This is a genomic window from Kitasatospora setae KM-6054 (genome assembly GCF_000269985.1).
GTDB classification, from domain to species: Bacteria; Actinomycetota; Actinomycetes; order Streptomycetales; family Streptomycetaceae; genus Kitasatospora; species Kitasatospora setae.
The window spans coordinates 6,359,493-6,382,369 of sequence record NC_016109.1 but is presented as its reverse complement, the minus strand read 5'-3'; the positions used below and the strand labels follow the sequence as shown (position 1 = coordinate 6,382,369).

Sequence of the window (22,877 nt, the reverse complement as noted above, 5' to 3'; positions counted from 1 at the left end):
GAAAGCGAGCACGACCTTGGCGCTGTCGGCCACTCGCCGCACCCCGCTCTCCGACCAGGTGATCGCCCAGCTCCGGGCCCAGATCACCTCCGGCGAGTGGCCGGTGGGATCACGCATCCCCACCGAAGCCGAGCTCGTCGACCAGCTCGGCGTCGCCCGCAACACCATCCGGGAGGCCGTCCGCGCCCTGGCGCACAACGGGCTGCTCGACATCCGCCAGGGCTCCGGCACCTACGTGCTGGCCACCAGCGAACTGGCCGGCGTGCTGCACCGCCGCTTCGCCGACGCCGACCAGGACCAGGTCGCCGAGCTGCGCTCGACCCTGGAGACCTCGGCGGCCGGCTTCGCCGCGCTCCGCCGCACCCCGCGCGACCTCGAACTCCTCGACGCCGCGCTGGGCCGCCGGGACGCGGCCTGGCACGCCGGCGTCCCGGAGGACTTCATCCAGGCCGACGCCGCCTTCCACCAGGCCGTGGTCGCCGCCGCCCACAACGACGTGCTCGCCGCCGTCTACGCCGACCTCGGCGAGGTGCTCCGCGCCCACCTCCGGCACGACGTCGGCCCCGACCTGCTCCCGCACCGCTGGGTCCCGCACGACGCCATCCTCGACGCCGTCCGGGCCGGCGACCCCGAGCGGGCCGCCGACGAGGCCGGCCGCGCCATCGGCTTCTGCAAGAAGAACCCGTAGCAACGCGCGCGGGCGCGGCCGCCCCGGAAGGGGGCGGCCGCGCCCGTCGGTGGAGCGGCCCGGAGCGGAGCGGCTACGCGCCGATCGCGTGCAGCCCGCCGTCCACGTGGACGATCTCGCCGGTGGTCTTCGGGAACCAGTCGCTGAGCAGCGCGACGACGCCGCGGCCGGCCGGCTCCGGGTCGGTGAGGTCCCACTTGAGCGGGGAGCGGGTGTCCCAGGTGGCGGCCAGGTCGGGGAAGCCGGGGATCGACTTCGCGGCCATCGAGCCGATCGGGCCGGCCGAGACCAGGTTGCAGCGGATGTCGCGGGCGCCGAGGTAGCGGGCCAGGTACCGGTTGGTCGACTCCAGGGCGGCCTTCGCCGGGCCCATCCAGTCGTACTGCGGCCAGGCGAACTGCGCGTCGAAGGTCAGGCCGACCACCGAGCCGCCGTCCTGCATGAGCGGGAGCAGCGCGGTGGTGAGCGACTTGAACGAGTACGCGGAGACGTGCATCGCGGTGGCGACGGACTCCCACGGGGTGTCGAGGAAGTTGCCGCCGAGGGCGTCCTGCGGCGCGAAGCCGATGGAGTGGACGATGCCGTCGAGGGTGGGCAGGTGCTCGCGGACCTTGTCGGCGATGCCGTCCAGCTGCTCCGCACTGGAGACGTCGAGCTCCAGCACCTGGACGGGGTTGGGGAGCTTCTTGGCGATGCGCTCGGTGAGGCTGGGGCGCGGGAAGGCGGTGAGGATGATCTCCGCGCCCTGCTCCTGGGCCAGCCTGGCGGTGTGGAACGCGATGGAGGACTCCATCAGCACACCGGTGATCAGGATCCGCTTGCCTTCGAGAATTCCAGTCATGGTCAGTGGCCCATGCCCAATCCGCCGTCCACGGGAATGACGGCTCCGGTGATGTACGCGGCCTCGTCGGAGGCCAGGAACCGCACGGCCGAGGCGATCTCGGCGGGGGCGGCGTAGCGGTTCAGCGGGACGCCGGAGACGATCTCCTTGCGGCGCTCCTCGCTGAGCACGGCGGTCATGTCGGTGTCCACGAAGCCGGGCGCCACCACGTTGACGGTGATGCCGCGCGAGCCGAGTTCGCGGGCGAGCGAGCGGGCGAAGCCGACCAGGCCGGCCTTGGAGGCGGCGTAGTTGACCTGCCCGGCGGAACCGCTGAGGCCGACCACGGAGGAGATCAGCACGACCCGGCCCTTGCGGGCGCGGAGCATCTTCGCGGCGGCGCGCTTCACGACCCGGAAGGTGCCGGTGAGGTTGGTGTCCAGGACGGAGGTGAACTCGTCCTCGGACATGCGCAGCAGCAGGGTGTCCTTGGTGATGCCGGCGTTGGCGACCAGCACCTCGACCGGGCCGTGGGCGGCCTCGATCTCGGTGAAGGCGGCGTCGACCTGCTCCGTGTCGGTGATGTCGGCGCGGACGGCGAGGACGCCGTACTTGGCGAGTTCCTCCGGGACCTCGCCGTTGCGGCTGGTGATGGCGACCTTGTCGCCCGCCTCGGCGAAGCTCTGGGCGATCGCCAGACCGATGCCCCGGTTACCTCCGGTGACCAGTACCGAGCGGCTCAAGGTTCCACCTTCTTTCTGTCACTGTGCGCGCGCAGCAGCGCCCGCAGTACACCAGCGACGCTATCGGTAGGGTGCGAGCCGGGGCGAAGCGGCCTCCGACAGGGGCGTCCGGTGAGATCTGTCGCCTTCCCACAACGGGGTGTCCCGGGGGAAGGGGAACGCGGCGCGGCTGGCGGGCGTTGCCCCGGAGGTGTTCCGGAGAGTCCGGGACGCCGGTTCGAGGCGAGCCGATCGGAGCGGACGCGATGAGTGGTGCAGACCCTGGCCGGAAGGCCCGGCGGCGGCTGGCGGCCGCGGCGGCCCTGGCGCTGGCGGGTGCGGCGGCGTGGGCGCTGCGCGAGGTGCCGGCCCAGTTCGGGCGGCGGCCGGACGCGTCGGACCCGCGGCTGCGGGCGTCCCCGCAGTACCGGGACGGAGTGTTCCACAACGCGCCGTCCGAGGTGTCGGCCGGGGCCCCCGGTCGGCCGGACGGGGCGACGCTGCGCCGGATGCTGTTCGAGAAGGAGGGCCGGGTGCCGGACGGTCCGGTGCCGCTGGCGGTGCCGGAGGTGGCGGACGGGGCGTCCCGGGGCGTCGCGGTGACCTGGTTCGGGCACGCCTCGGCGCTGCTGGAGCTGGACGGCTGCCGGGTGCTGGTCGACCCGATCTGGTCGGACCGCTGCTCGCCCTCGCAGCTGACCGGCCCGAAGCGGCTGCACCCGGTGCCGGTGGAGCTCGCCGAACTGCCGCAGGTCGACGCGGTGCTGATCTCGCACGACCACTACGACCACCTGGACATGGCGACGGTGCGCCGGCTGGTGGAGCTGCAGTCGGCGCCGTTCGCGGTGCCGCTGGGCATCGGCGGGCACCTGCGCCGCTGGGGCGTGCCGGAGCACCGGATCATCGAGCTGGACTGGGACGAGACCTGCACGCTCGGCGAGTTGACGCTGACGCTGACCGCCGCGCACCACTTCTCCGGCCGCAGCCTGGTCCGTAACACCACGCTGTGGGGCTCCTGGGTGGTGGCGGGCCCGGAGCGGCGGGTGTTCTTCACCGGCGACTCCGGCTACTTCGAGGGCTTCGCCCGGATCGGCGAGCTGCACGGCCCGTTCGACGCGGCGCTGATGGCGATCGGCGCGTACGACCCGGCCTGGGCGGACATCCACCTGAACCCGGAGGAGGCGGTGCGGGCGCATCTGGACCTGCGCGGCGGGCTGCTGCTGCCGATCCACTGGTGCACCTTCAACCTGGCGCCGCACCGCTGGGCGGAGCCGGTGGAGCGGCTGCTGGCGGAGGCCAAGCAGCAGGGCGTGCCGGTGGCGGTGCCGCGACCGGGGCAGCGGGTGGAGACCGCCAACCCGCCGGAGCCGGACGGCTGGTGGGAGGCGCTCTCCTGACCTGGAGCTGACGGGGCGTCAGCGCGGCGCGGTGAATATTTGCTGGCCGAACGCCGTGCGGGCGGGGATGATGCGAGCGGGTGCGCCCTCGGCCGGGGGCGGGCCCGCCGCGTTGTGATCCTCGCCGTGACCCTCGACCCAGGGAGCCCGATGCCCCCCTCCGCGCTGGACCCTCAGTTCCTCTCCTACCCGTTGCGCCCGCTGGCCGACGCGGCCCTGTCGCGGGCCCGGCAGCTGGGCGTCTCGCACGCCGACTTCCGCCTGGAGCGGGTCCGTTCGGCGTCCTGGCGGCTGCGGGACGCCCGGCCGGCCGGCTCGTCGGACACGGTGCAGCTGGGCTTCGCGGTCCGCGTCCTGCTGGACGGCGCCTGGGGCTTCGCGGCCGGCGTCGACCTGACGCCGGAGGCGGCCGCGGCGGTCGCCGAGCAGGCGGTGGCGGTGGCCCGGCTGTCGGGCGGGATCAGCCGGGCGGCGGGCTCGGCCGAGCGGGTCGAGCTGGCCCCCGAGCCGGTCTACCCGGCCGCCGAGTGGGTCTCCGCGTACGAGCTGAACCCGTTCGACGTGCCGGACGCGGAGAAGACCGGCCTGCTGGCCGACTGGTCGTCCCGGCTGCTGGCCGCCGACGGCGTCTCGCACGTGTCGGCCGCCGTGCTGACCGTGCAGGAGAACAAGTTCTACGCGGACACCGCGGGCACCGTGACCACCCAGCAGCGGGTGCGCCTGCACCCGTGGCTGGAGGCCACCAGCGTGGACGAGCGGACCGGCGCGTTCGACTCGATGCGCACCATCGCGCCGCCGGCCGGGCGCGGTTGGGAGTACCTGCGCGGCACGGGCTGGGACTGGGACGCCGAACTGGCCGAGCTGCCCGAGCTGCTGGCGCAGAAGATGCGGGCACCGAGCGTCGCCGCGGGCCGCTACGACCTGGTGATCGACCCGTCCAACCTGTGGCTGACCATCCACGAGTCGATCGGCCACGCCACCGAGCTGGACCGCGCGCTGGGCTACGAGGCGGCCTACGCGGGCACCTCGTTCGCCACCTTCGACCAGCTGGGCAGCCTGAAGTACGGCTCCGAGCTGATGCACGTCACCGGCGACCGGACGGCCGAGCACGGCCTGGCCACCATCGGCTACGACGACGAGGGCGTGGCCACCCAGTCCTGGGACCTGATCCGCGACGGCGTCCTGGTCGGGTACCAGCTCGACCGCCCGATGGCCCGGTTGAAGGGCTTCGGCCGCTCCAACGGCTGCGCCTACGCCGACTCCCCGGCGCACGTGCCGGTGCAGCGGATGGCCAACGTCTCGCTCCAGCCGGCCGCCGGCGGCCCGGACACCGCGGGCCTGGTCTCCCAGGTCGAGAACGGGCTGTACATCGTCGGCGACCGCTCCTGGTCGATCGACATGCAGCGCTACAACTTCCAGTTCACCGGCCAGCGCGCCTACGCCATCCGGGACGGCGAACTCGCGGGCCAGGTCAAGGACTTCGCCTACCAGGCCACCACCACCGACTTCTGGGGCTCGATGAGCGCCGTCGGCGGCCCGCAGACGTACGTGCTCGGCGGGGCCTTCAACTGCGGCAAGGCCCAGCCGGGCCAGGTCGCCGCGGTCAGCCACGGCTGCCCGTCCGCGCTGTTCCGCCAGGTCAACGTGCTCAACACCCAGCAGGAGGCGGGTCACTGATGTCCCTCACGCACCCCCACGAGCTGGTGGAACGCGCCCTCGAACTCTCCCGCGCCGACGGCTGCGTGGTGATCGCCGACGAGGAGTCCACCGCCAACCTGCGCTGGGCCGGCAACGCCCTGACCACCAACGGCGTCACCCGCGGCCGCCGCCTCACCGTGATCTCCACCGTGGCCGGCGCCACCGGCACCGCCTCCGGCGTGGTCGCCCAGGAGGCCGTCACGCTCGACGAGGTCGAGCGGCTGGTGCGCGCCGCCGAGGCCGCCGCCCGGGCCGCCGAGCCCGCCGAGGACGCCCAGCCGCTGATCGCCGGCCGGGCCGCCGACCCGCGCTTCACCGAGGCCCCGGAGACCACCGACATCGGCGTGTTCACCGCCTTCGCCCCGGCCCTCGGCGAGGCCTTCGCCCGGGCCCGGGCCGGCGGCGAACTGCTGTACGGCTTCGCCCGGCACGAGCGCACCACCTCCTACCTGGGCAGCTCCACCGGCCTGCGGCTGCGCCACGACCAGCCCACCGGCACGGTCGAACTGAACGCCAAGACCGCCGACCTGTCCGGCTCGGCCTGGGCCGGCGCCGCCACCCGGGACTTCACCGACGTCGACGTCACCGCCCTGCACACCGACCTGACCCGCCGCCTGGGCTGGGGCCGCAAGCGGGTCGACCTGCCGGCCGGCCGGTACGAGACACTGCTGCCGCCCTCGGCCGTCGCCGACCTGATGGTCTACCTCTCCTGGTCGGCCGGCGCGCGGGACGCGGTGGAGGGCCGCTCGGTCTTCTCCAGGCAGGGGGGCGGCACCCGGATCGGCGAGCAGCTCAGCCCGCTGCCGCTGACCCTGCGCTCCGACCCGGCCGAACCCGGCCTGCAGGCCGCGCCGTTCGTCCTCGCGCACTCCTCCGGCGAGAACGACTCGGTGTTCGACAACGGCTCCCCGCTGGCCGCCACCGACTGGCTGCGCGACGGTCGGCTCGCCCACCTGCTGACCACCCGGCACTCCGCCGGCCTGGCCGGCCTGCCGCTCACCCCGCCGGTCGACAACCTGGTGCTGGAGACCTCCGCCCCGGGCGCGCCCACGCTGGAGGAGATGGTCGCCCGCACCGAGCGCGGCCTGCTGCTCACCTGCCTCTGGTACATCCGCGAGGTCGACCCGGCGACCCTGCTGCTCACCGGCCTCACCCGGGACGGCGTCTACCTGGTCGAGAACGGCGAGGTGGTCGGCGCCGTCAACAACTTCCGCTTCAACGAGTCCCCGGTGGACCTGCTCGGCCGGATCACCGAGGTGGGCCGCACCGAACGCTGCCTGCCCCGCGAGTGGGGCGACTGGTTCACCCGGGCGGCGATGCCGCCGGTCCGGGTGCCCGACTTCAACATGAGCTCGGTCAGCCAGGCCTCCTGAGCCCGGCCGGCCCGTACCCCGGGGGGACCCCGATGGACCCGATGGACCCGATGGACCAGAAACGCACCGTGAAGACGTCGAAGACGCTCTCCCGCATCCTGCGCCACGACCCGGGCGCCGTCGGGATCACGCTGGACGCGGCGGGCTGGGTGGAGGTCGACGCCCTGCTCGCCGCGCTGGCCCGGCACGGCCGGCGGCTGAGCCGGGCCGAGCTGGACCACGTCGTCGCCACCAACGACAAGCGCCGCTTCGCCTACTCCGAGGACGGCCGCTCGATCCGCGCCAGCCAGGGCCACACCGTCGAGGTCGACCTCGGCCTGCCCGCCGCCACCCCGCCCGACACGCTGTTCCACGGCACCGCCGAGCGGACGCTGCGCCACGTCCTGGCCGAGGGCCTGCGCCCGATGAGCCGACGGGACGTGCACCTCTCGGCCGACACCGAGACGGCCGTGAAGGTCGGCTCCCGGCACGGCCGCCCGGTCGTCCTGGCGGTCGACGCGGCGGCGATGGCCCGGGACGGGTACGAGTTCCGGGCGTCCGCGAACGGCGTCTGGCTGACCGACGCCGTCCCGGTCGGGTACCTGCGCCGGACGCCCTGACCACCCGCCGCGCGCCGACCCGACCCGGGTGGGTCCGATCGGCGTCAGCGGGGTTACGGTGGTCGACGGTGGGGCCGGACCGGCCCGAGGAGTGGATGGGGACGACATGTCCAAGAAGGCGGACGACGGCCAGGTCTTCCGGATCACCGGGGCCCGCAGCAGCCTCAGCGAGGACGTCCGGGGGCGGCAGCGCCGCTACGTCGTCTCCATGCTGATCCGCACCGCCTGCGTCCTGCTCGCGGTGGTCCTCTGGGACGTCCAGCGCTGGCTCGCCTTCGTGGCGCTGGCCGGCGGCATCCTGCTGCCCTACTTCGCCGTCCTGATCGCCAACGCGGGCCGCGAGCGCGCCCCCGGGCTGCCCTCGACCTTCGCCTTCGCCCCGGACACCCCGCTGATGCTCGGCCCCGGCGGCACGGGCGGCGGCGGTGCGGCGGCCGCCGCCGCCAAGGCCGCCGCCGCCAAGGCCGCCGCGAACGGCGAGAACCAGCCACAGAGCTGAGAATCCCTCAACCCTGAGGCCCGCTATGTCCGTTCATGCGGTGGTATGACCGTCCGAAAGCTCAGACGATCCTCAAATTAATCACCGGACAGGCCCACCCAGCCCCCTCCCGCCGTGCCATACTTCCTTAGCGCTCCGCATCCCCCGTCGGAGCGACAGACCGACGCCGGGCAGCTCCCCCCGTGGCTGCCCGGCGTCGTCATGCCCGGGCATAGGATCACACCCATGGACACCGCGCACCCCCTCTTCGGCACCCCCACCGGCCCCGACGGCCCCGTCGGCCCCCCGAAGTGCTCCGCCAAGGGCTGCCGCGACCTCGCCCGCTGGTCCCTGCTGTGGAACAACCCCACGCTGCACACCCCCGACCGCCGCAAGTCCTGGCTCGCCTGCGACACCCACCGCGACAGCCTCAGCCAGTTCCTCGCCGTCCGCGGCTTCCTCAAGGAGACCGAGCCCTTCCCCGAGCCCGGCGCCCAGCCCGGCGCCCAGCCCGCCGCCGGGCCCGCCGGCGCACCCGCCTCGGAGTAACGCCGACCCCGGGTCCGCCCGCTCACCCGCCCGTACGGGCGCTCAGCCGCCGATCGCCGACATCGGCCGCTCGGGCTGGTGGAACTCCGGCTGGTCGATGCCCGCGCCGGCCTTCTTGCCCCACATCGCCGCGCGCCACAGCTCGGCGAGTTCCGCGTCGCTCGCGCCACTGCGCAGCGCGCCGCGCAGGTCGGTCTCGCCGGTCGCGAAGAGGCAGTTGCGGATCTGCCCGTCGGCGGTGAGCCTGGTGCGGTCGCAGGCGCGGCAGAACGGCCGGGTCACGGAGGCGATGACGCCGACCGTCGCGGGGCCGCCGTCGACGAGCCAGCGTTCGGCGGGGGCGGCGCCGCGGGCGGTGGACGGTTCGGGGGTCAACTCGAAGCGGGCGCGGAGCAGTTCGAGGATCTCCTCGGCGGTGACCATCCGGCTGCGGTCCCAGCCGTGCTGCGCGTCGAGCGGCATCTGCTCGATGAAGCGCAGCTGGTAGCCGTGTTCGATCGCCCAGCCGAGCAGGTCGGCGGCCTCGTGGTCGTTGACGCCGCGCATCAGGACGGCGTTGAGCTTGACCGGCCGCAGTCCGGCGGCCTCGGCGGCGGCCAGGCCGTCGAGGACGTCCTGGTGGCGGCGGCGGCGGGTGAGGGTGGCGAAGGTGTCGGGGTCGAGGGTGTCGAGCGAGACGTTGACCCGGTCGACGCCGGCGTCCCGGAGCGCGGGCGCGATCCGGGCGAGGCCGATGCCGTTGGTGGTGAGCGAGACCTCCGGCCGGGGTTCGAGCGCGGCGCAGGCGGCGATGATGCCGACCAGTCCGGGCCGGAGCAGCGGTTCGCCGCCGGTGAAGCGGACTTCGCGGACGCCGAGGGTGCCGACGGCGAGGGCGACCAGCCGGACGATCTCCTCGTCGGTGAGCAGTTCCGGCTTGCCGAGCCAGCTGAGGCCCTCTTCGGGCATGCAGTAGGTGCAGCGCAGGTTGCACCGGTCGGTGAGCGAGACCCGCAGGTCGACCGCCCGCCGGCCGTAGGTGTCGAGGAGCATCCCGGCGCCCGCCTCCCTGGAGGTCGAAGAAAACAGAACCGGCCCGGCCACCGTGCGGCGGCCGGGCCAGCTTAGCGCCGCCCTGGCGGGACGGGGCGGACGGCTCAGTGCGCGCCGAGGCCAGTGAGCGAACGGACCTCCAGTTCGGCGTACTTCGCCGGGTCGGCCTTCTCCCGGGCGAGGTAGGTGCCGATGACGCCGGCCAGGAAGCCGACCGGGATGGAGACCAGGCCGGGGTTCTCCAGCGGGAACCAGTCGAAGGAGCTGTGCGGGAACAGCGCCTTGGCGTTGCCGGAGACCACCGGCGAGAAGACCACCAGGGCGACCGAGGTGATCAGGCCCGCGTAGGTGGAGGCGACCGCGCCGGTGGTGTTGAACCGCTTCCAGAACAGCGAGTACAGCAGGGTGGGCAGGTTGGCGGAGGCGGCGACGGCGAAGGCCAGCGCGACCAGCGCGGCGGCGTTCAGCTTGTCGGCGAAGATCGACAGCAGGATGGCGACCGCGCCGATCGCGACGGCGGCGAGCTTGGCGCTGGCCACCTCCTCCTTCTCGGTGGCCTTGCCGCGCCGGATCACGTTGGCGTAGAGGTCGTGGGCGAAGGAGGACGAGGAGGCCAGGGTGAGCCCGGCGACCACGGCCAGGATGGTGGCGAAGGCGACCGCGGAGATCACCGCGAGCAGCACCGCGCCGCCGGTGGTGCCGGCGCCGCCGCCGAGGTGTTCGGCGAGCAGCGGGGCGGCGGTGTTGCCGGACTTGTCGGCGCTCAGCGCCTTGCTGCCGACCAGCGCGGCGGCGCCGAAGCCGAGGGCGAGGGTCATCAGGTAGAAGACGCCGATGATGCCGATCGACCAGAGCACCGACTTCCGGGCGGTGCGCGCGGTGGGCACGGTGTAGAAGCGCACCAGGATGTGCGGCAGCGCGGCGGTGCCGAGGACCAGGGCGATGCCGAGGCTGACGAAGTTGAGCTTGGTGGTGCCGTTGGTGCCGTACTTGACGCCGGGTTGCAGGAACTTGTCGCCGTGGCCGCTGGCCTTGGCGGCGGCGCCGAGCAGTTCGGAGAGGTTGAAGTGGAACTTGGCGAGCACCAGGACGGTCATCAGTCCGGCGCCGGCGATCAGCAGCACGGCCTTGATGATCTGCACCCAGGTGGTGCCCTTCATGCCGCCGATGACGACGTACAGCACCATCAGCGCGCCGACCGCGACGATGGTCCAGCGCTTGGCGGAGTCGCTCTGCGCGCCGAGCAGCAGCGAGACGAGCGAGCCGGCGCCGACCATCTGGGCCAGCAGGTAGAAGATCGACACCACGATGGTGGAGATGCCGGCGGCGGTGCGGACCGGGCGCTGGCGCATCCGGAAGGCCAGCACGTCGGCCATGGTGTAGCGGCCGGAGTTGCGCAGCGGTTCGGCGACCAGCAGCAGGGCGACCAGCCAGGCGACCAGGAAGCCGATGGAGTAGAGGAAGCCGTCGTAGCCGGCGAGCGCGATGGAGCCGGTGATGCCGAGGAAGGACGCGGCGGACATGTAGTCGCCGGAGATCGCCAGGCCGTTCTGGAAGCCGGTGAAGCTCCGGCCGCCGGCGTAGAAGTCGGAGGCGTCCCGGGTGCTGCGGCCGGCCCAGAGCGTGATGCCGAGGGTGGCCAGGACGAACACCCCGAACAGCGACATGATCAGGGTTCGGTGGTCGCTCGCGGAGGTGGCCAGCTGGTTCATTCGGCGGCCTCCTCGGCCACGGCGGTGTGGTCGGCGGGCTGCGCGGGCAGCGTGGCGTCGGCGCGGCCGCGGATGACGGCGGCCCGCGGGTCCAGCCGCCGGTCGGCGAACCGGGCGTACCAGGCGGCGATGGCGAAGGTGCTGACGAACTGCAGGATGCCGAGCACCAGCGCGAGGTTGATGTTGCCGACGACCTTGGTGCTCATGAAGCCGGGGGCGTAGCAGCTGAGCAGGACGTACAGCAGGTACCAGAGGACGAATCCGGCCGTGACCGGGAATGCGAAGTTCCGGAAGGAGCTGCGGAGTTGCCGGAACTCCTGGGATTCCTCGATACGTTGGAACGATTCGGGGACTGGCTCGGGCGGGGGTGCCACGCGGGGTCTCCTGACGTCTTCGGTGCGACGGACGATCAGATGGACGTGAGTGACGTCACGTTGGGTGCGCTGCATGCTAGATCCAGGAGCGGGTGTCGAGAAGCTCCCCCACGCGATGTGGCCGAAAACTGACCAGAACACGCCACCGGGGCGGCCATTTTATGGCTACCACGGTGTGATGATCCTTCAATTACCCCTGTTCACAGGGCATTTGGCGGCATTCTGACCGCCCGGTCAGAACGCGATCCGCACCTTCAGCGCCGTCCGCTCGTCCATCGCCCGGTAGCCCTCCGGCACCCCGTCCAGGTCCACCGTCCGGTCGAACACCGCGCCCGGCGCGATCGCCCCGGAGAGCACGTCGGGCAGCAGCTCGGGGATGTACGCCCGGGCCGGGGCGACGCCGCCGACCAGCCGCACGTTCCGGTTGAACATCTGGCCGATGTCCACGCCCGCGCTGCCGCCGTGCGGCACACCCACGTAGCCGACCGCGCCGCCGTCCCGGGCGATCGAGAGCGCGGTGCGCATCGACTCCTCGGTGCCGACCGCCTCCAGCACGGCGTGCGCGCCCTGGCCGCCGGTCAGCTCGCGGACCGCCTCGACGGCCGCCTCGCCGCGCTCGGGCACCACGTCGGTGGCGCCGAAGGAGCGGGCGATCGCGGTGCGGCCCTCGTGCCGGCCGAGCGCGATGATCCGGCCCGCGCCGAGCCGGTGCGCGGCCAGCACGCCGCACAGCCCGACCGCGCCGTCGCCGACCACCGCGACCGTCGCGCCGGGCCGCACGCCGGCCGAGACCGCCGCGTGGTGCCCGGTCGCCATCACGTCGGAGAGCGCCAGCAGCCCGGGCAGCAGCTTCTCGTCGCCGGCCGCCTCCTTGGGCAGCTTCACCAGCGTCCCGTCCGCGTACGGCACCCGGACCGCCTCGCCCTGCCCGCCGTCCGACCCGGGGGTGCCCCAGAAGCCGCCGTGCGGGCAGGAGGTCTGCAGGCCCTCGCGGCAGTACTCGCACACGCCGTCCGACCAGACGAACGGGGCCACCACCAGGTCGCCGACCGCGAAGCCGCGCACCTCGGCGCCCGCCTCCTCGACGAAGCCGAGGAACTCGTGCCCGATCCGCTGCCCGGCCTGCCGCTTGGCGACGCCCCGGTAGGCCCACAGGTCGCTGCCGCAGATGCAGGCGTTCAGCACCCGCACCACCACGTCGGTGGGGCGCTCGATCCGCGGGTCGGGCACCTCCTCGATCCGGATGTCCTGGGGGCCGTGGATCACGGTGGCGCGCATGAGGGGAGTCCTTCGTCGTACGGGTGCGGCGGGCGTCCGCGCCCGCCTTTCCCACTGTAAGCCGACGTTCACGTCCGACTGTTCCCGCCGCATCCCGTCCCGGGCCGCCCGCCGTTCCCCGTAAAGTGGTGCGTTATGTACGCGCCATTCCCGCCCCCGCCGCTCCCGGCACCGCGCACCGGCCCCGGCGGGGACGCCGGGCGCGGGTTCGCCGTGGTCGACGTGGAGACCACCGGTCTCGGCCGCTCCGACCGGGTCATCTCGGCGGGCGTCTACCAGCTCGACCCGGACGGCGAGATCACCGACCACTGGTACACCCTGGTCAACCCGCAGCGGGACCCGGGCCCGGTCTGGATCCACGGCCTGACCAGCGAGGTCCTGGCCGGGGCGCCGACCTTCCCGGAGGTCGCCGCCGAGTTCGCCGAGCGGCTGCGCGACCGGGTGCTGGTCGCCCACAACGCGCTGTTCGACTGGAACATGATCTCCCGCGAGTTCTCCCGGGCCGGCCTGCGCGCCCCGGTCGAGCAGCGGCTGTGCACCATGGTGCTGGCCCGCGACCTGCGACTGCCGCTGCCCAACGGCAAGCTCTCCTCGCTGGCCGCGCACTTCGACGTGCGCCAGCGCCAGGCGCACCACGCGCTGGACGACGCCCGGGTGCTCGCCGAGGTGTTCCGCCCCTCGCTGGAGCTGGCCCGCAGCGGCGGCGTCCCGCTGCCGCTGACCGCCTGCGTGGCGGTCACCGACCTCGGCGAGGAGTCGCCGGCCGCGGCGGCGGGCCCGGCCCGCGGCTCGTGGAGCTCCTCGTACCGCCCCAGCCGCAAGCGCCCGGCCTGCCCGTACCCGAACCCGGGCCGCTGGGCGGACGGCTCGCCGCTGGTGCAGGGCATGCGGGTGGCGATCACCGGCGACACCGCCACCGACCGCGAGCTGCTGGAGGACCGCGCCACCGAGGCCGGCCTGCACATCGCCTCCTCGGTGAGCCGGCTCACCAGCCTGCTGGTCACCAACGAGCCGACCTCGTGGAGCGGCAAGGCCCGCAAGGCCCGCGAGTACGGCACCCCGGTGGTCGGCGAGGACGCGTTCCTGCAGCTCCTGCGCGAGGTCGCGCCGCACCCCGGTGCCTGAGGGCGCGGTAAGGAGGGCTAGCGTGCCGGGTGTGTACCGATTCCTGCTGTCCGCGCGCTGGGCGGTCATCCTGCTGGTTGCCGCGGTGCTGGTCCCGACCATGATCAAGCTGGGCTTCTGGCAGTACCACCGGCACGAGGCGCGGGTGGCCCGCAACGACCTGGTGGCCCGCAACCTGGGCAGTGCTCCGGTCGCCTTCGACGCGCTCTCCTCCCCCGGCTGGTCCGTCCCCGGCGGCGAGGTGTGGCGCACCGTGACCGCCACCGGCAGCTACGACACCGCGCACGAGGTGGTGATCCGCGGCCGCACCGAGCCGGGCGGCTCGACCATCGGCTACTTCGTGGTGACCCCGCTGGTGCTCGCCGACGGCAGGGGCTCGGTACTGGTCAACCGCGGCTGGGTGGAGTCCGGCGCGGACGCCGCCAGCCTCCCGGACGTCCCGGCCCCGCCGTCCGGCGAGGTGACCGTCACCGGCCGGCTGCGCGCCGACGAGACGTACGCCTCGCTGGGCGTGAAGAACCGCGGCGGCCTGCCGGAGCGGATGTTCAAGGTGATCAACACCGCCGAGCAGGCCGGCTACGCGGGCAGCACCGTGCTCGGCGGCTACCTGGAGCTGGCCTCCTCGCGGCCCGCCGCCGGCCCGTCCCCCGAACCGCTGGCCGAGCCGGGCCACTCCGACATCGGCCCGCACATGGCGTACGCGATCCAGTGGTGGCTGTTCACCTCGCTGATCCCGGTCGGCCTGGTGGTGATGGCCCGCCGCGAGGCGAAGCAGAGCGCCGCCGAGCGGGAGCCCGCGGAAGAACTGGTCGCCGCCGGCTGAGCTGCGCTACCAGCCGAGCGGCGGCGGGTCGAAGGACTGCTCGGCCCAGATGGTCTTGCCGCCGCGGGTGTAGCGGCTGCCCCAGCGCTCGGTCAGCTGGGCGACCAGGTAGAGGCCGCGGCCGCCCTCGTCGGTGAGCCGGGCCCGGCGCATCCGCGGCTGAGTGGCGCTGGGGTCGGAGACCTCGCAGGTCAGCACCGAGGAGCGGATCAGCCGGACCATCACCGGCCCGCCCGCGTACCGGATCGCGTTGGTGACGAGTTCGCTGAGCACCAGCTCGGTGGTGAACACCAGCTGGTCAAGACCCCACCCCTCCAGCGTCCGGGTGGCGGCCTCGCGGACCCCGGCGACGGCGGCCGGGTCGGCGTCGATGGTCCAGGCGGCGGTGTCGGCGGGCGGCACGGGGTGCAGCCGGGCCAGCAGCAGCGTGACGTCGTCGCTCAGCCCGGCGGTGGACATCTCCGCGACGATCGCCCGGCCGGCCGCGGCCAGGTCGCCGCCGAGGTCGGCCTCGCCGAGCCGGGCGGCGAGCTGGGCCATGCCCTCGTCGAGGTCGCCGCCGCTGCCGCCGCCCTCGATCAGCCCGTCGGTGTACAGCGCCAGCACGCTGCCGCCGCGCAGCGCGCACTCGACGGCCTCGAACGGCAGTCCGCCGACGCCGAGCGGCGGCCCGGGGTTGACCGGCAGGTACTCGACCCGCCCGTCGGGGTGCACCAGGGCGGGCGGCGGGTGCCCGGCGCTGGCGGTCTGGCAGATCCCGGAGACCGGGTCGTAGACGGCGTACACGCAGGTCGCCCCGGAGGGGTCGGCGACGCCGCGCTCGCGCTCCTCCTCGCTGCCCTCGACGACCAGCTGGGAGACCAGGTCGTCGAGGTGGACGAGCAGCTCGTCGGGTTCCAGGTCGAGGTCGGCGAGAGTCCGCACGGCGGTGCGCAGCCGGCCCATGGTGGCGCTGGCCTGCAGGCCGTGGCCGACCACGTCGCCGGCCACCAGGGCGACCCGGGCGCCGGAGAGCGGGATCACGTCGAACCAGTCGCCGCCGACGCCGGTCGCGGTGTCGGTCGGCCGGTAGACGCTGGCGGTGGTGGCGGCGGGCACGGTGGTCTCGGCGGGCGGCAGCAGCGAGCGCTGGAGCCCGACGGCGGCCCGGTGCTCGCGGGTGTAGCGGCGGGCGTTGTCCAGCGCGAGAGCGGCCCGGGCGGCGATCTCCCGGAGCAGTTCGAGGTCCTCGTCCTCGTACGGGCCGTCGGCCTCGCCCCGGCGGACGGTGATCCGGCCGAGCGGGCCGCCGCGGGCGTGCAGCGGGGCGCTCATCGCGGGCGGTCCGGTGGTGGCGGCGGCCGGGCGGCCGAGCTGTTCGCGGCCGAGCGGGCCGAGCGGGCGGCTGTCGGGTCCGGGCGGCCCGGCGGTGGCGGTGCGGCGGACGGTGAGCAGGCCGTCGGCGCCGGGGGCGGGCTCGTCGCCGGTGAAGACGGCCTCGGCGATGTCGACCTCGGCGCGGTCGCCGAGGCCGGGCACCAGCACGCCGGCCAGGTCCTCGGCGGTGCCGACCACGGAGAGCGAGCCGCCGACGGCGGCGGTGGCCCGGTGCAGCACGTCGGCGCGCCGCCGGTAGCGGTGCAGCTCGGTGACGTCGCCGAACAGCGCGGCCACCCCGATCAGCGTCCCGTCGGGGGCCTGCAGCCGGAACGCCTGGACCTCCATCACCACCCCGGGGTCGGGGTCCTCCAGGGTGCGGACCGGCAGTTCGGCGCGGACCACCGGCTCCCCGCTGACCAGCACGCTCCGCAGGATCTCCTCGGTGGCCCGCGCGTCGGCGGGCTGCAGGAAGTCGCCCATCCGCAGCCCGTCCAGGTCGGCGGGCAGGCCGGTGTACGGGAGCAGGTGGGTGTTGGTGCGCAGCAGCCGCAGGTCGGTGTCGAAGAAGGCCAGGCCGATCCGGTCCTGGAGGAACAGCTCGCGGGTGAACGCCTCGTCCTGGCGCCGCCGGGCGACGGTGCCGGCCGGGGTGGCCAGCACCAGGGCGCGGATCTCGCCGTGCGCGCCGGAGAGCGGCAGCACCTGGTAGGCGACCTCCAGCGGGGTGCCGTCGCCGGTGCGCAGCCGCACCCCGCCGGCCCGCCGGCCGAGCGCGTGGGCGTCGGCCGCGCGGTCGGCCAGCAGCTCGCGGGCGGGGCGGCCGGTGACCTGGTCGGCCGACAGGCCGAGCAGCTGCTCGGCGGCGGCGGTCCAGCCCACGACGCGTCCGTCGCCGTCGACCAGGGCCGCCGCGACGCCGTCGATGTTCGGCAACCGCCGACTGTCCATGCGCTGCACCTCGGGTGGGTGGTCCGGTCCCCCCATCTTCGGACGGTTCCGGGCCGCGCGCCATCGACACCCGGTCGGCGCCCACCCATTGACGCCCTGTAAAGGTCTAGTCCAAATTGGCCGTGCACATGCCCCGCACCGCTCTTTCCCCCACACACCGGAGCGACCCCATGTCACACCGCACCCCCCGCGCCGCCGCCGCGGCCGGCGTCCTCGCCCTCGGCAGCGCCGTCCTCGCGCTGCTGCCCGCCCAGGCCGGCGCGGCCACCGAACTCCTCGGCAACGGCGGCTTCGAGTCGGCCGCGCTCTCCCCCTGGAGCTGCGCCGGCACCGCCGCCACCACCGCCACCGCCCCACACTCCGGCGCCGCCGCGCTGAGCGCCGTCCCGGGCTCCGCCGACCTCGCGCCGTGCACCCAGAGCGTCACCGTCCAGCCGAACACCGGCTACACCCTGACCGCCTGGGTGAAGGGCTCGTACGTCACCCTCGCCGCCGCCGGAACCGGCGTGTCCACCTCCACCTGGGCGAACGCCCCCGGCTGGACGCAGCTCACCCGCACCTTCACCACCGGCCCGACCACCACCCAGGTCGCCGTCACGCTGAGCGGCTGGTACGGCAGCCCCTACCAGGCCGACGACGTCTCGCTGACCGCGCTCGGCGCGATCCCGTCCTCGCCCCCGCCCACCAGCGCCTCCCCGTCCCCCTCCACCGCGCCGCCCTCCACCTCCCCGTCCGGCGCGCCGTCCAGCGCGCCGCCGACCTCCGCGTCCCCCTCCGCCTCCCCCGCCGCCTCCACGCCCGCCAACACCGTCCGGGTCTCCACCGCCAAGGAGCTCCAGGCCGCGCTGAGCGCCGCCGTCCCCGGCCGCACCATCCAGCTCGCGGACGGCACCTACACCGGCAACTTCAAGATCACCACGGCCGGCACCGCCGCCGCCCCGATCACCCTGACCGGCTCCCCGAACGCCGTGCTGACCACCGCCACCGGCGGCGGCTACGGCCTGTCGCTGGCCAACGCCCCGTACTGGACCGTCCGGGGCATCACCGTCACCAACGCCCAGAAGGGCATCATGGTCGACGCCTCCGACCACGTGGTGCTCGACGGCGTGACCGTGCACCACACCACGATGGAGGGCGTGCACTTCCGCAACTCCTCCAGCTACGGCGTGCTGCGCGGCTCCACCGTCCGCGACACCGGCACCGCGCACGACGGCAAGGGCGAGGGCGTGTACGTCGGCACCGCCAACACGCTCACCGACAGGAGCGACCACGTGCAGATCCTGGACAACACGATCGGCCCGAACATCGGCGGCGAGAACATCGACCTCAAGGAGGGCACCACCGGCGGCCTGGTCTCCGGCAACCGCTTCGACGGCAACGGCCTGACCAACGTCAACTACGACGACTCCTGGGTCGACGTGAAGGGCAACGGCTACACCATCGAGAACAACACCGGCGTCCGCACCATGAACGACGGCTACCAGACCCACACCCAGCAGCCCGGCTGGGGCTGCGGCACCGTCTTCCGCGGCAACACCTCCGACCTGACCGGCGCGAGCGGGAGCAACACCGCCAAGTACGCGATCGACGTCACCAACTACTCCGCCGACTGCCCCACCACCGTCACCGCCGACAACACCGTCACCGGCGGCACCGCCCTGGTCAACCCCGGCGTGCCGGTGGGCTGACCCACAGCCCCCACGCCCCCTGGCCCGGGATCCGTGCCGACCGGCGACAATGGTCGGCATGGATCTCGGACTCAAGGACAGGGTGTACGTGGTCACCGGCGCGACCCGGGGACTCGGCCACGCCACCGCGCGACAGCTCGTCGACGAAGGCGCCAGAGTGATCGTCACCGGCCGCACCGGCGCGGCCGCCGAAGCCGCCGCCGACGCCCTCGGGCCGAACGCCCACGGCGTCGGCGCCGACAACGCCGACCCGGCCACCCCGCAGCGCCTGGTCGACGCCGCCCGCGAGCGCTTCGGCGGCTTCGACGGCATCCTGATCAGCGTCGGCGGCCCCAGCGCGGGCCCGGTCGCCACCGCCACCGACGAGGCGTGGCGGGACGCCTTCGACTCGGTCTTCCTCGGCGCGCTGCGGCTGGCCAGGACCGCCGCCGGACAGCTCCCGGCCGGGGGCGTGATCGCCTTCGTGCTCTCCACCTCGGTCCGCCAGCCGATCCCCGGCCTCGGCGTCTCCAACGGCCTGCGCCCCGGCCTGGCGATGGCCGCCAAGACCCTCGCCGACGAGCTCGGCCCGCGCGGCATCCGAGTCCTCGGCCTGCTGCCCGGCCGGATCGACACCGACCGGGTCCGCGAACTCGACGCCCTCGCCCCCGACCCGGCCGCCGCCCGCGAGGCCGCCGCCGCCGGCATCCCGCTGCGCCGCTACGGCACCCCGGAGGAGTTCGGCCGGGCCGCAGCCTTCCTGCTCTCCCCCGCCGCCTCCTACCTCACCGGCCTGATGCTCCCGGTCGACGGCGGCGCCATCCGCGGCCTCTGAACGAACCCCCGCCGCCCCGGGCCGCGCCGGTCAGCGCACCCGGGGCGGCTTCTTCGCGCTCCGCTCCCGGCGCGGCTTGCCGCCGCGCAGCCGCAGCTCGGCGGGGAGCGCGGCCAGCCCGAGCGAGCGGCGGGCGTGCTCGACCGGGCCGGCGCCGTAGGCGGCGACCAGGGCGCCGGTGTCGGCGCCGGGGGCCAGCCGGACGGCGGTGCGGACCCGGGGGCGGCGGGCCGCGCCGACCACCTTGACGCTGACCCGGTCGACGTCCGGGAGCGCGACCGTCTCGGTCTCGACCGCCTCCTCGACGGCCCGGCTGCGCACGTGCAGCGCGAAGTGCGGCTCGCCGGGCGCGGCGGGCGAGGGCAGGTCGACGCCGGCCGGGCCGCCGCGGCGCAGCTGGGCGAACAGCCACCACAGGCAGCCGGCGATCACCAGCGCGGGGACGGCGATCGCCACCGGCCACCACCAGTCGCGGTCGGCCCAGCGGGTGCGGCTCTCGGCGCTGAGCACCGGCTGGTCGGGCGAGGTGAGCGGCCACCAGTCGGGCGGGGTGATCCCGAGGTGCCGGTAGGCGTCGAGCCCGCCGAGCAGCACCAGCGCCCCGCCGGCCAGCAGGCCGAGCCCGACCAGGCCCAGGACGGTGCGGTTGACGGCGCGTCGGCTCATCGGGGCGGCTCCAGCTCGGCGAGATCCCGGCGGCGGTGGCGTTCGTGGACGGGCCGGGTGCGGACGTCCAGCCGGTGCGGCGCGGCCAGCGGGATCCGGGCGAGTTCGGCGCGCAGCTCGCGTTCGGCGCCGGCCGGGTCGGTGGTGCCGGTCAGGGTGACCCGGGTGCGCCGCCGGCCGGTCTTCACCTGCCAGGAGTGCACGTCGGCGCGCTGCCGGGCGCGGCCGGCGATCAGCGCGGCGACCGCGCTGCGGTGGATCGCGGCGCCGCGCGGCTCCAGCGCGAGCCAGCCGCGCAGGCCGCGGGCGCACGCCAGCCAGAGCAGCAGCAGGCCGAGCGCGGCGGTGCCGCCCGCGATGCCGAGCACCCACGGGTCGTCCAGGTGCCGGGTGGCCAGCTGCTCGGACAGCTCCCGCCGCCACGGCCTGGCCTGTCCGCCGGCCCGCACCGCGACCACGTCGTACAGCAGCGTCCCGGAGGCCACCAGCAGCACCGCGACCACCAGCGCGGTCGGCACCGCCCGCTCCGAGCGCAGCCACCGGCCGGCCCCGCGCCGCGGCGGCCGTCGGGGTGCTTCCACCGGCTCCGGCGCCGGTTGGGCCGCGGTCATCCGGCGGCCGCCGGGTGCAGCCGGTCGACGATCACGTCGGCGCCGGTCACCGGCGTGCCGGTGAGCTCGGTGACGGTCCGGCAGGCCGCGTCCCGGGCGCTCCGGGAGAGCGCGCCGACGTCGGACGGGAACGGCAGTTCCAGGTGCAGGGTGAGTCGGACCCGGCCGTGCGAGAGCAGCGCCGAGACCTTCGGGTACGGGCCCCGGCCGGGCCGGCCCAGCCAGGCCGGGGCGAGCGCGTCGGCGGCGGCCTTGGCCGCGATCCGCCGGTAGACCCGGTCCGCGACCCGCTCGCCGCCGCGCTGCGCGACCACCCCCGGCCGGTCCATCAGCGCCGCCGGTCCCGGCCGCGCAGCAGGTCGCCGAGGTCACCGAGTTCGATGTCCCCCTCGATCAGCCGCCCGACCACGAAGCCGACCGCCCCGAGCACCGCCACCAGCAGGAACGCGGCGAAACCGCCGAAGTATCCGGCGAAGCCGAGGGCCATGCCCACGAGCAGGCCCACCAACGCCAGGTTCATCCACTGCTCCTTCGCGATCCTGCTCGGCTCTCGGGACGGTCAAGACTGCACTGCGCGCGGGTCACTGCACCCGGGGGCGCTTCCCGGAGGACGGGGTCTCCTCCTCGTCCTCCTCGTCGGGCTCGTCGGGCAGGTGGACGTCGTTCACGGAGATGTTCACCTCGACCACCTCCAGGCCGGTCATCCGCTCGACCGCCTCGATGATGTTGGCCCGCACCTCGCCGGCCAGCCTGGGGATCACCACCCCGTACTCGACCACCAGCGCGATGTCGATGGCGGTCTGCTTCTCGCCGACCTCGGCCTTGATCCCGCGCCCCACGCTGGACTTCGAGCCCGGTACCCGGTCCCGCATCGCGCCGAAGGTCCGGGAGAACCCGGAGCCGAGGGCGTGGATCCCGGAGACCTCGCGGGCCGCCATGCCGGCGATCTTCTCGACCACTCCGACGGCGAGCGCCGTGCGGCCGCGCTCGCCGCCGGACTGGCTGTCGGTCGCGTTCTTCTGGAGGTCGGCGGGGGTGGGGGTGTGGGGCTGCTGCGTCATCTCGGGTCTCCTGACGTTCGACACCAGCTATATCGCAAATCACCCCAACCCTGGCATTCAGCCACGCGGAGCGCATGGCAAGAAGGTGCGAACGGGGGGCCGTCCGCCCCGCGTCCGCACCTCCGGCGGGCCGCCGCCGCTACATCCCGGCGAGGTCCCGGAGCCGGCGCGCCTGGGCCTCGCGCTCGGCGGCCCGCTGCTGGTCGTAGCTGCGGTCGATCGCGCCGCGCAGCAGGGCCTTGGTCTCGATCACGGCGGCGCGCGGGGCGGCCAGCAGGGCGGCGGCGAGGTCGGCGGCCGCGGCGTCGAGGTCGGCGGCGGGGACGGCGAGGTTGGCGAGGCCGGTGGCGACGGCCTCCTCGGCGCCGACCCGGCGGCCGGTCGCGCAGATCTCCAGGGCCCGGGCGTAGCCGACGAGTTCGGTGAGCGGCTTGGTGCCGGCCAGGTCGGGGACGAGGCCGAGCGCGGTCTCCTTCATCGCGAACTGGACGTCCTCGGCGACGACCCGCAGGTCGCAGGCGAGGGCGAGCTGGAAGCCGGCGCCGACCGCGTGGCCGCGGACGGCGGCGATGGTGACCAGGTCGTTGCGGCGCCACCAGGTGAAGGCCGCCTGGTAGGAGGCGATCGCGGCGTCGAGTTCGGCGTCGGTGGAGGCGGCCAGCCGCAGGAAGCCGGTCTCGCCGGGGATGCCCTCGGGGGTGAACATGGCGCGGTCGAGGCCGGCCGAGAAGGAACTGCCCTCGGCGGTGAGCAGGACGACCCGGACGTCGCCGGGCAGCGCGCGGCCGACCGCGGCGAGGGCCCGCCACATCGCGGGGGTCTGGGCGTTGCGGCGGGCCGGGTCACAGAGGGTGACGGTGGCCAGCTCGCCGTCCAGCTCCAGGCGGACGCCGGCCTTCTCCCAGGCGGTGCGGTCGGCGTCGGGGATGTCGGTGCTCATGGCGGGTTACCTTCCAGCGGCGGGGAGGGGCGCCCGCCGACCCCGACGAGCTACTGGAGAGTAACAAAGCCTTCGGCGCGCGTACAGGGACGGCGGCCCGGGCCCGGAAACGGCGGTCGGCG

24 protein-coding genes and 1 pseudogene are annotated in these 22,877 nt (G+C 74.5%); 12 read left to right on the top strand and 13 right to left on the bottom strand.

All coding sequences use genetic code 11. The annotated features are described in order from the left end of the window. Positions 1 to 16: 16 nt before the first annotated feature. Positions 17 to 688, top strand: a complete 672-nt coding sequence (locus KSE_RS28245; protein ID WP_014138780.1) for a FadR/GntR family transcriptional regulator — start codon at positions 17 to 19, stop codon at positions 686 to 688. 73 nt (positions 689 to 761) lie between these two features. Here KSE_RS28245 and fabI read toward each other — a convergent pair whose 3' ends face one another. Continuing rightward, the gene (gene fabI, locus KSE_RS28240) at positions 762 to 1,529 is read right to left on the bottom strand and encodes an enoyl-ACP reductase FabI (RefSeq protein ID WP_014138779.1); all 768 of its coding nucleotides are present in this window, start codon (positions 1,527 to 1,529) and stop codon (positions 762 to 764) included. A 2-nt stretch (positions 1,530 to 1,531) separates the two neighbouring features. After that, positions 1,532 to 2,251, bottom strand: coding sequence for a 3-oxoacyl-[acyl-carrier-protein] reductase (gene fabG, locus KSE_RS28235; protein ID WP_014138778.1), 720 nt, complete (start codon positions 2,249 to 2,251; stop codon positions 1,532 to 1,534). A gap of 245 nt (positions 2,252 to 2,496) precedes the next feature. Between fabG and KSE_RS28230 the strand changes: the two genes are divergently transcribed. The 6 genes from KSE_RS28230 to KSE_RS28205 all read left to right on the top strand — a co-directional run bounded on the left by KSE_RS28230 (position 2,497) and on the right by KSE_RS28205 (position 8,324). Then, a complete protein-coding gene (locus KSE_RS28230) occupies positions 2,497 to 3,627 on the top strand; it encodes an MBL fold metallo-hydrolase (protein ID WP_014138777.1) in 1,131 nt (376 codons plus the stop codon). Between the two features lie 150 nt (positions 3,628 to 3,777). Next, positions 3,778 to 5,304 carry a TldD/PmbA family protein gene (locus KSE_RS28225; RefSeq protein WP_033258712.1) on the top strand — a complete coding sequence of 509 codons (1,527 nt, stop codon included), beginning with the start codon at positions 3,778 to 3,780 and terminating at the stop codon, positions 5,302 to 5,304. Beyond that, positions 5,304 to 6,698 (top strand): metallopeptidase TldD-related protein, encoded by a 1,395-nt coding sequence (locus KSE_RS28220; protein ID WP_014138775.1) that lies wholly within the window; start codon positions 5,304 to 5,306, stop codon positions 6,696 to 6,698. Before KSE_RS28225 ends, KSE_RS28220 begins: the two co-directional genes overlap by 1 nt. A gap of 50 nt (positions 6,699 to 6,748) precedes the next feature. Next, complete coding sequence (locus KSE_RS28215) at positions 6,749 to 7,297, top strand: RNA 2'-phosphotransferase (RefSeq protein WP_033258739.1); 549 nt, start codon at positions 6,749 to 6,751, stop codon at positions 7,295 to 7,297. Positions 7,298 to 7,403: 106 nt separating this feature from the next. Then, positions 7,404 to 7,796, top strand: a complete 393-nt coding sequence (locus KSE_RS28210; protein WP_033258711.1) for a DUF3099 domain-containing protein — start codon at positions 7,404 to 7,406, stop codon at positions 7,794 to 7,796. Between the two features lie 225 nt (positions 7,797 to 8,021). Beyond that, entirely contained in the window at positions 8,022 to 8,324 is a 303-nt protein-coding gene (locus KSE_RS28205; protein WP_033258710.1) for a hypothetical protein, read from the top strand. Positions 8,325 to 8,366: 42 nt separating this feature from the next. Here KSE_RS28205 and moaA read toward each other — a convergent pair whose 3' ends face one another. The 4 genes from moaA to KSE_RS28185 form a co-directional block, all read right to left on the bottom strand. Then, on the bottom strand, positions 8,367 to 9,356 hold the full coding sequence (moaA, locus tag KSE_RS28200; protein ID WP_033258709.1) for a GTP 3',8-cyclase MoaA: 990 nt from the start codon (positions 9,354 to 9,356) through the stop codon (positions 8,367 to 8,369). A gap of 104 nt (positions 9,357 to 9,460) precedes the next feature. After that, the gene (locus KSE_RS28195; RefSeq protein WP_014138770.1) at positions 9,461 to 11,068 is read right to left on the bottom strand and encodes a solute symporter family protein; all 1,608 of its coding nucleotides are present in this window, start codon (positions 11,066 to 11,068) and stop codon (positions 9,461 to 9,463) included. After that, positions 11,065 to 11,442, bottom strand: coding sequence for a DUF485 domain-containing protein (locus KSE_RS28190; protein ID WP_014138769.1), 378 nt, complete (start codon positions 11,440 to 11,442; stop codon positions 11,065 to 11,067). Before KSE_RS28190 ends, KSE_RS28195 begins: the two co-directional genes overlap by 4 nt. 234 nt (positions 11,443 to 11,676) lie before the next feature. Then, the gene (locus KSE_RS28185) at positions 11,677 to 12,720 is read right to left on the bottom strand and encodes a zinc-dependent alcohol dehydrogenase family protein (RefSeq protein ID WP_014138768.1); all 1,044 of its coding nucleotides are present in this window, start codon (positions 12,718 to 12,720) and stop codon (positions 11,677 to 11,679) included. A 135-nt stretch (positions 12,721 to 12,855) separates the two neighbouring features. Between KSE_RS28185 and KSE_RS28180 the strand changes: the two genes are divergently transcribed. Together KSE_RS28180 and KSE_RS28175 are read left to right on the top strand one after the other, a co-directional pair. Then, positions 12,856 to 13,845: a DEDDh family exonuclease gene (locus KSE_RS28180; protein WP_014138767.1), complete on the top strand. Its 990-nt coding sequence runs from the start codon at positions 12,856 to 12,858 to the stop codon at positions 13,843 to 13,845. Between the two features lie 31 nt (positions 13,846 to 13,876). Next, entirely contained in the window at positions 13,877 to 14,668 is a 792-nt protein-coding gene (locus tag KSE_RS28175) for an SURF1 family cytochrome oxidase biogenesis protein (RefSeq protein WP_014138766.1), read from the top strand. 6 nt (positions 14,669 to 14,674) lie between these two features. Here the strand turns inward: KSE_RS28175 and KSE_RS28170 are convergent, their stop codons facing one another. After that, a complete protein-coding gene (locus KSE_RS28170; RefSeq protein ID WP_033258708.1) occupies positions 14,675 to 16,975 on the bottom strand; it encodes a SpoIIE family protein phosphatase in 2,301 nt (766 codons plus the stop codon). 128 nt (positions 16,976 to 17,103) lie between these two features. Between KSE_RS28170 and KSE_RS45040 the strand changes: the two are divergent. The 3 genes and pseudogenes from KSE_RS45040 to KSE_RS28160 all read left to right on the top strand — a co-directional run. Then, a pseudogene (locus KSE_RS45040) lies at positions 17,104 to 17,571 on the top strand (carbohydrate binding domain-containing protein); the annotation flags it as partial. A 66-nt stretch (positions 17,572 to 17,637) separates the two neighbouring features. After that, positions 17,638 to 18,663 (top strand): right-handed parallel beta-helix repeat-containing protein, encoded by a 1,026-nt coding sequence (locus KSE_RS45030; protein WP_407927475.1) that lies wholly within the window; start codon positions 17,638 to 17,640, stop codon positions 18,661 to 18,663. A 58-nt stretch (positions 18,664 to 18,721) separates the two neighbouring features. Continuing rightward, on the top strand, positions 18,722 to 19,477 hold the full coding sequence (locus KSE_RS28160; RefSeq protein ID WP_014138763.1) for an SDR family oxidoreductase: 756 nt from the start codon (positions 18,722 to 18,724) through the stop codon (positions 19,475 to 19,477). 30 nt (positions 19,478 to 19,507) lie between these two features. Here the strand turns inward: KSE_RS28160 and KSE_RS28155 are convergent, their stop codons facing one another. The 6 genes from KSE_RS28155 to KSE_RS28130 form a co-directional block, all read right to left on the bottom strand. After that, a complete protein-coding gene (locus KSE_RS28155) occupies positions 19,508 to 20,143 on the bottom strand; it encodes an Asp23/Gls24 family envelope stress response protein (protein ID WP_014138762.1) in 636 nt (211 codons plus the stop codon). Beyond that, the gene (locus tag KSE_RS28150; protein ID WP_051055404.1) at positions 20,140 to 20,661 is read right to left on the bottom strand and encodes a DUF6286 domain-containing protein; all 522 of its coding nucleotides are present in this window, start codon (positions 20,659 to 20,661) and stop codon (positions 20,140 to 20,142) included. Before KSE_RS28150 ends, KSE_RS28155 begins: the two co-directional genes overlap by 4 nt. Before the next feature lie 89 nt (positions 20,662 to 20,750). Then, a complete protein-coding gene (locus tag KSE_RS28145) occupies positions 20,751 to 21,083 on the bottom strand; it encodes a hypothetical protein (protein WP_014138760.1) in 333 nt (110 codons plus the stop codon). Continuing rightward, positions 21,083 to 21,274 (bottom strand): hypothetical protein, encoded by a 192-nt coding sequence (locus KSE_RS28140; protein ID WP_014138759.1) that lies wholly within the window; start codon positions 21,272 to 21,274, stop codon positions 21,083 to 21,085. Before KSE_RS28140 ends, KSE_RS28145 begins: the two co-directional genes overlap by 1 nt. A 61-nt stretch (positions 21,275 to 21,335) precedes the next feature. Then, complete coding sequence (locus KSE_RS28135) at positions 21,336 to 21,815, bottom strand: Asp23/Gls24 family envelope stress response protein (protein WP_014138758.1); 480 nt, start codon at positions 21,813 to 21,815, stop codon at positions 21,336 to 21,338. Positions 21,816 to 21,954: 139 nt separating this feature from the next. After that, positions 21,955 to 22,755 (bottom strand): enoyl-CoA hydratase/isomerase family protein, encoded by an 801-nt coding sequence (locus tag KSE_RS28130; protein WP_014138757.1) that lies wholly within the window; start codon positions 22,753 to 22,755, stop codon positions 21,955 to 21,957. Positions 22,756 to 22,877 lie beyond the last annotated feature (122 nt).

Coding starts and splice junctions, on each gene's coding strand:
- KSE_RS28180 (WP_014138767.1), top strand. CDS start 12,856: ATGTACGCGCCATTCCCGCCCCCGCCGCTCCCGGCACCGCGCACCGGC.
- KSE_RS28225 (WP_033258712.1), top strand. CDS start 3,778: ATGCCCCCCTCCGCGCTGGACCCTCAGTTCCTCTCCTACCCGTTGCGC.
- moaA (WP_033258709.1), bottom strand. CDS start 9,356: ATGCTCCTCGACACCTACGGCCGGCGGGCGGTCGACCTGCGGGTCTCG.
- KSE_RS28230 (WP_014138777.1), top strand. CDS start 2,497: ATGAGTGGTGCAGACCCTGGCCGGAAGGCCCGGCGGCGGCTGGCGGCC.
- KSE_RS28140 (WP_014138759.1), bottom strand. CDS start 21,274: ATGAACCTGGCGTTGGTGGGCCTGCTCGTGGGCATGGCCCTCGGCTTC.
- KSE_RS28205 (WP_033258710.1), top strand. CDS start 8,022: ATGGACACCGCGCACCCCCTCTTCGGCACCCCCACCGGCCCCGACGGC.
- KSE_RS28195 (WP_014138770.1), bottom strand. CDS start 11,068: ATGAACCAGCTGGCCACCTCCGCGAGCGACCACCGAACCCTGATCATG.
- KSE_RS28130 (WP_014138757.1), bottom strand. CDS start 22,755: ATGAGCACCGACATCCCCGACGCCGACCGCACCGCCTGGGAGAAGGCC.
- KSE_RS28145 (WP_014138760.1), bottom strand. CDS start 21,083: ATGGACCGGCCGGGGGTGGTCGCGCAGCGCGGCGGCGAGCGGGTCGCG.
- KSE_RS28155 (WP_014138762.1), bottom strand. CDS start 20,143: ATGAGCCGACGCGCCGTCAACCGCACCGTCCTGGGCCTGGTCGGGCTC.
- KSE_RS28215 (WP_033258739.1), top strand. CDS start 6,749: ATGGACCAGAAACGCACCGTGAAGACGTCGAAGACGCTCTCCCGCATC.
- fabI (WP_014138779.1), bottom strand. CDS start 1,529: ATGACTGGAATTCTCGAAGGCAAGCGGATCCTGATCACCGGTGTGCTG.
- KSE_RS28210 (WP_033258711.1), top strand. CDS start 7,404: ATGTCCAAGAAGGCGGACGACGGCCAGGTCTTCCGGATCACCGGGGCC.
- KSE_RS28220 (WP_014138775.1), top strand. CDS start 5,304: ATGTCCCTCACGCACCCCCACGAGCTGGTGGAACGCGCCCTCGAACTC.
- KSE_RS28135 (WP_014138758.1), bottom strand. CDS start 21,815: ATGACGCAGCAGCCCCACACCCCCACCCCCGCCGACCTCCAGAAGAAC.
- KSE_RS28160 (WP_014138763.1), top strand. CDS start 18,722: ATGGATCTCGGACTCAAGGACAGGGTGTACGTGGTCACCGGCGCGACC.
- KSE_RS28170 (WP_033258708.1), bottom strand. CDS start 16,975: ATGGACAGTCGGCGGTTGCCGAACATCGACGGCGTCGCGGCGGCCCTG.
- KSE_RS28185 (WP_014138768.1), bottom strand. CDS start 12,720: ATGCGCGCCACCGTGATCCACGGCCCCCAGGACATCCGGATCGAGGAG.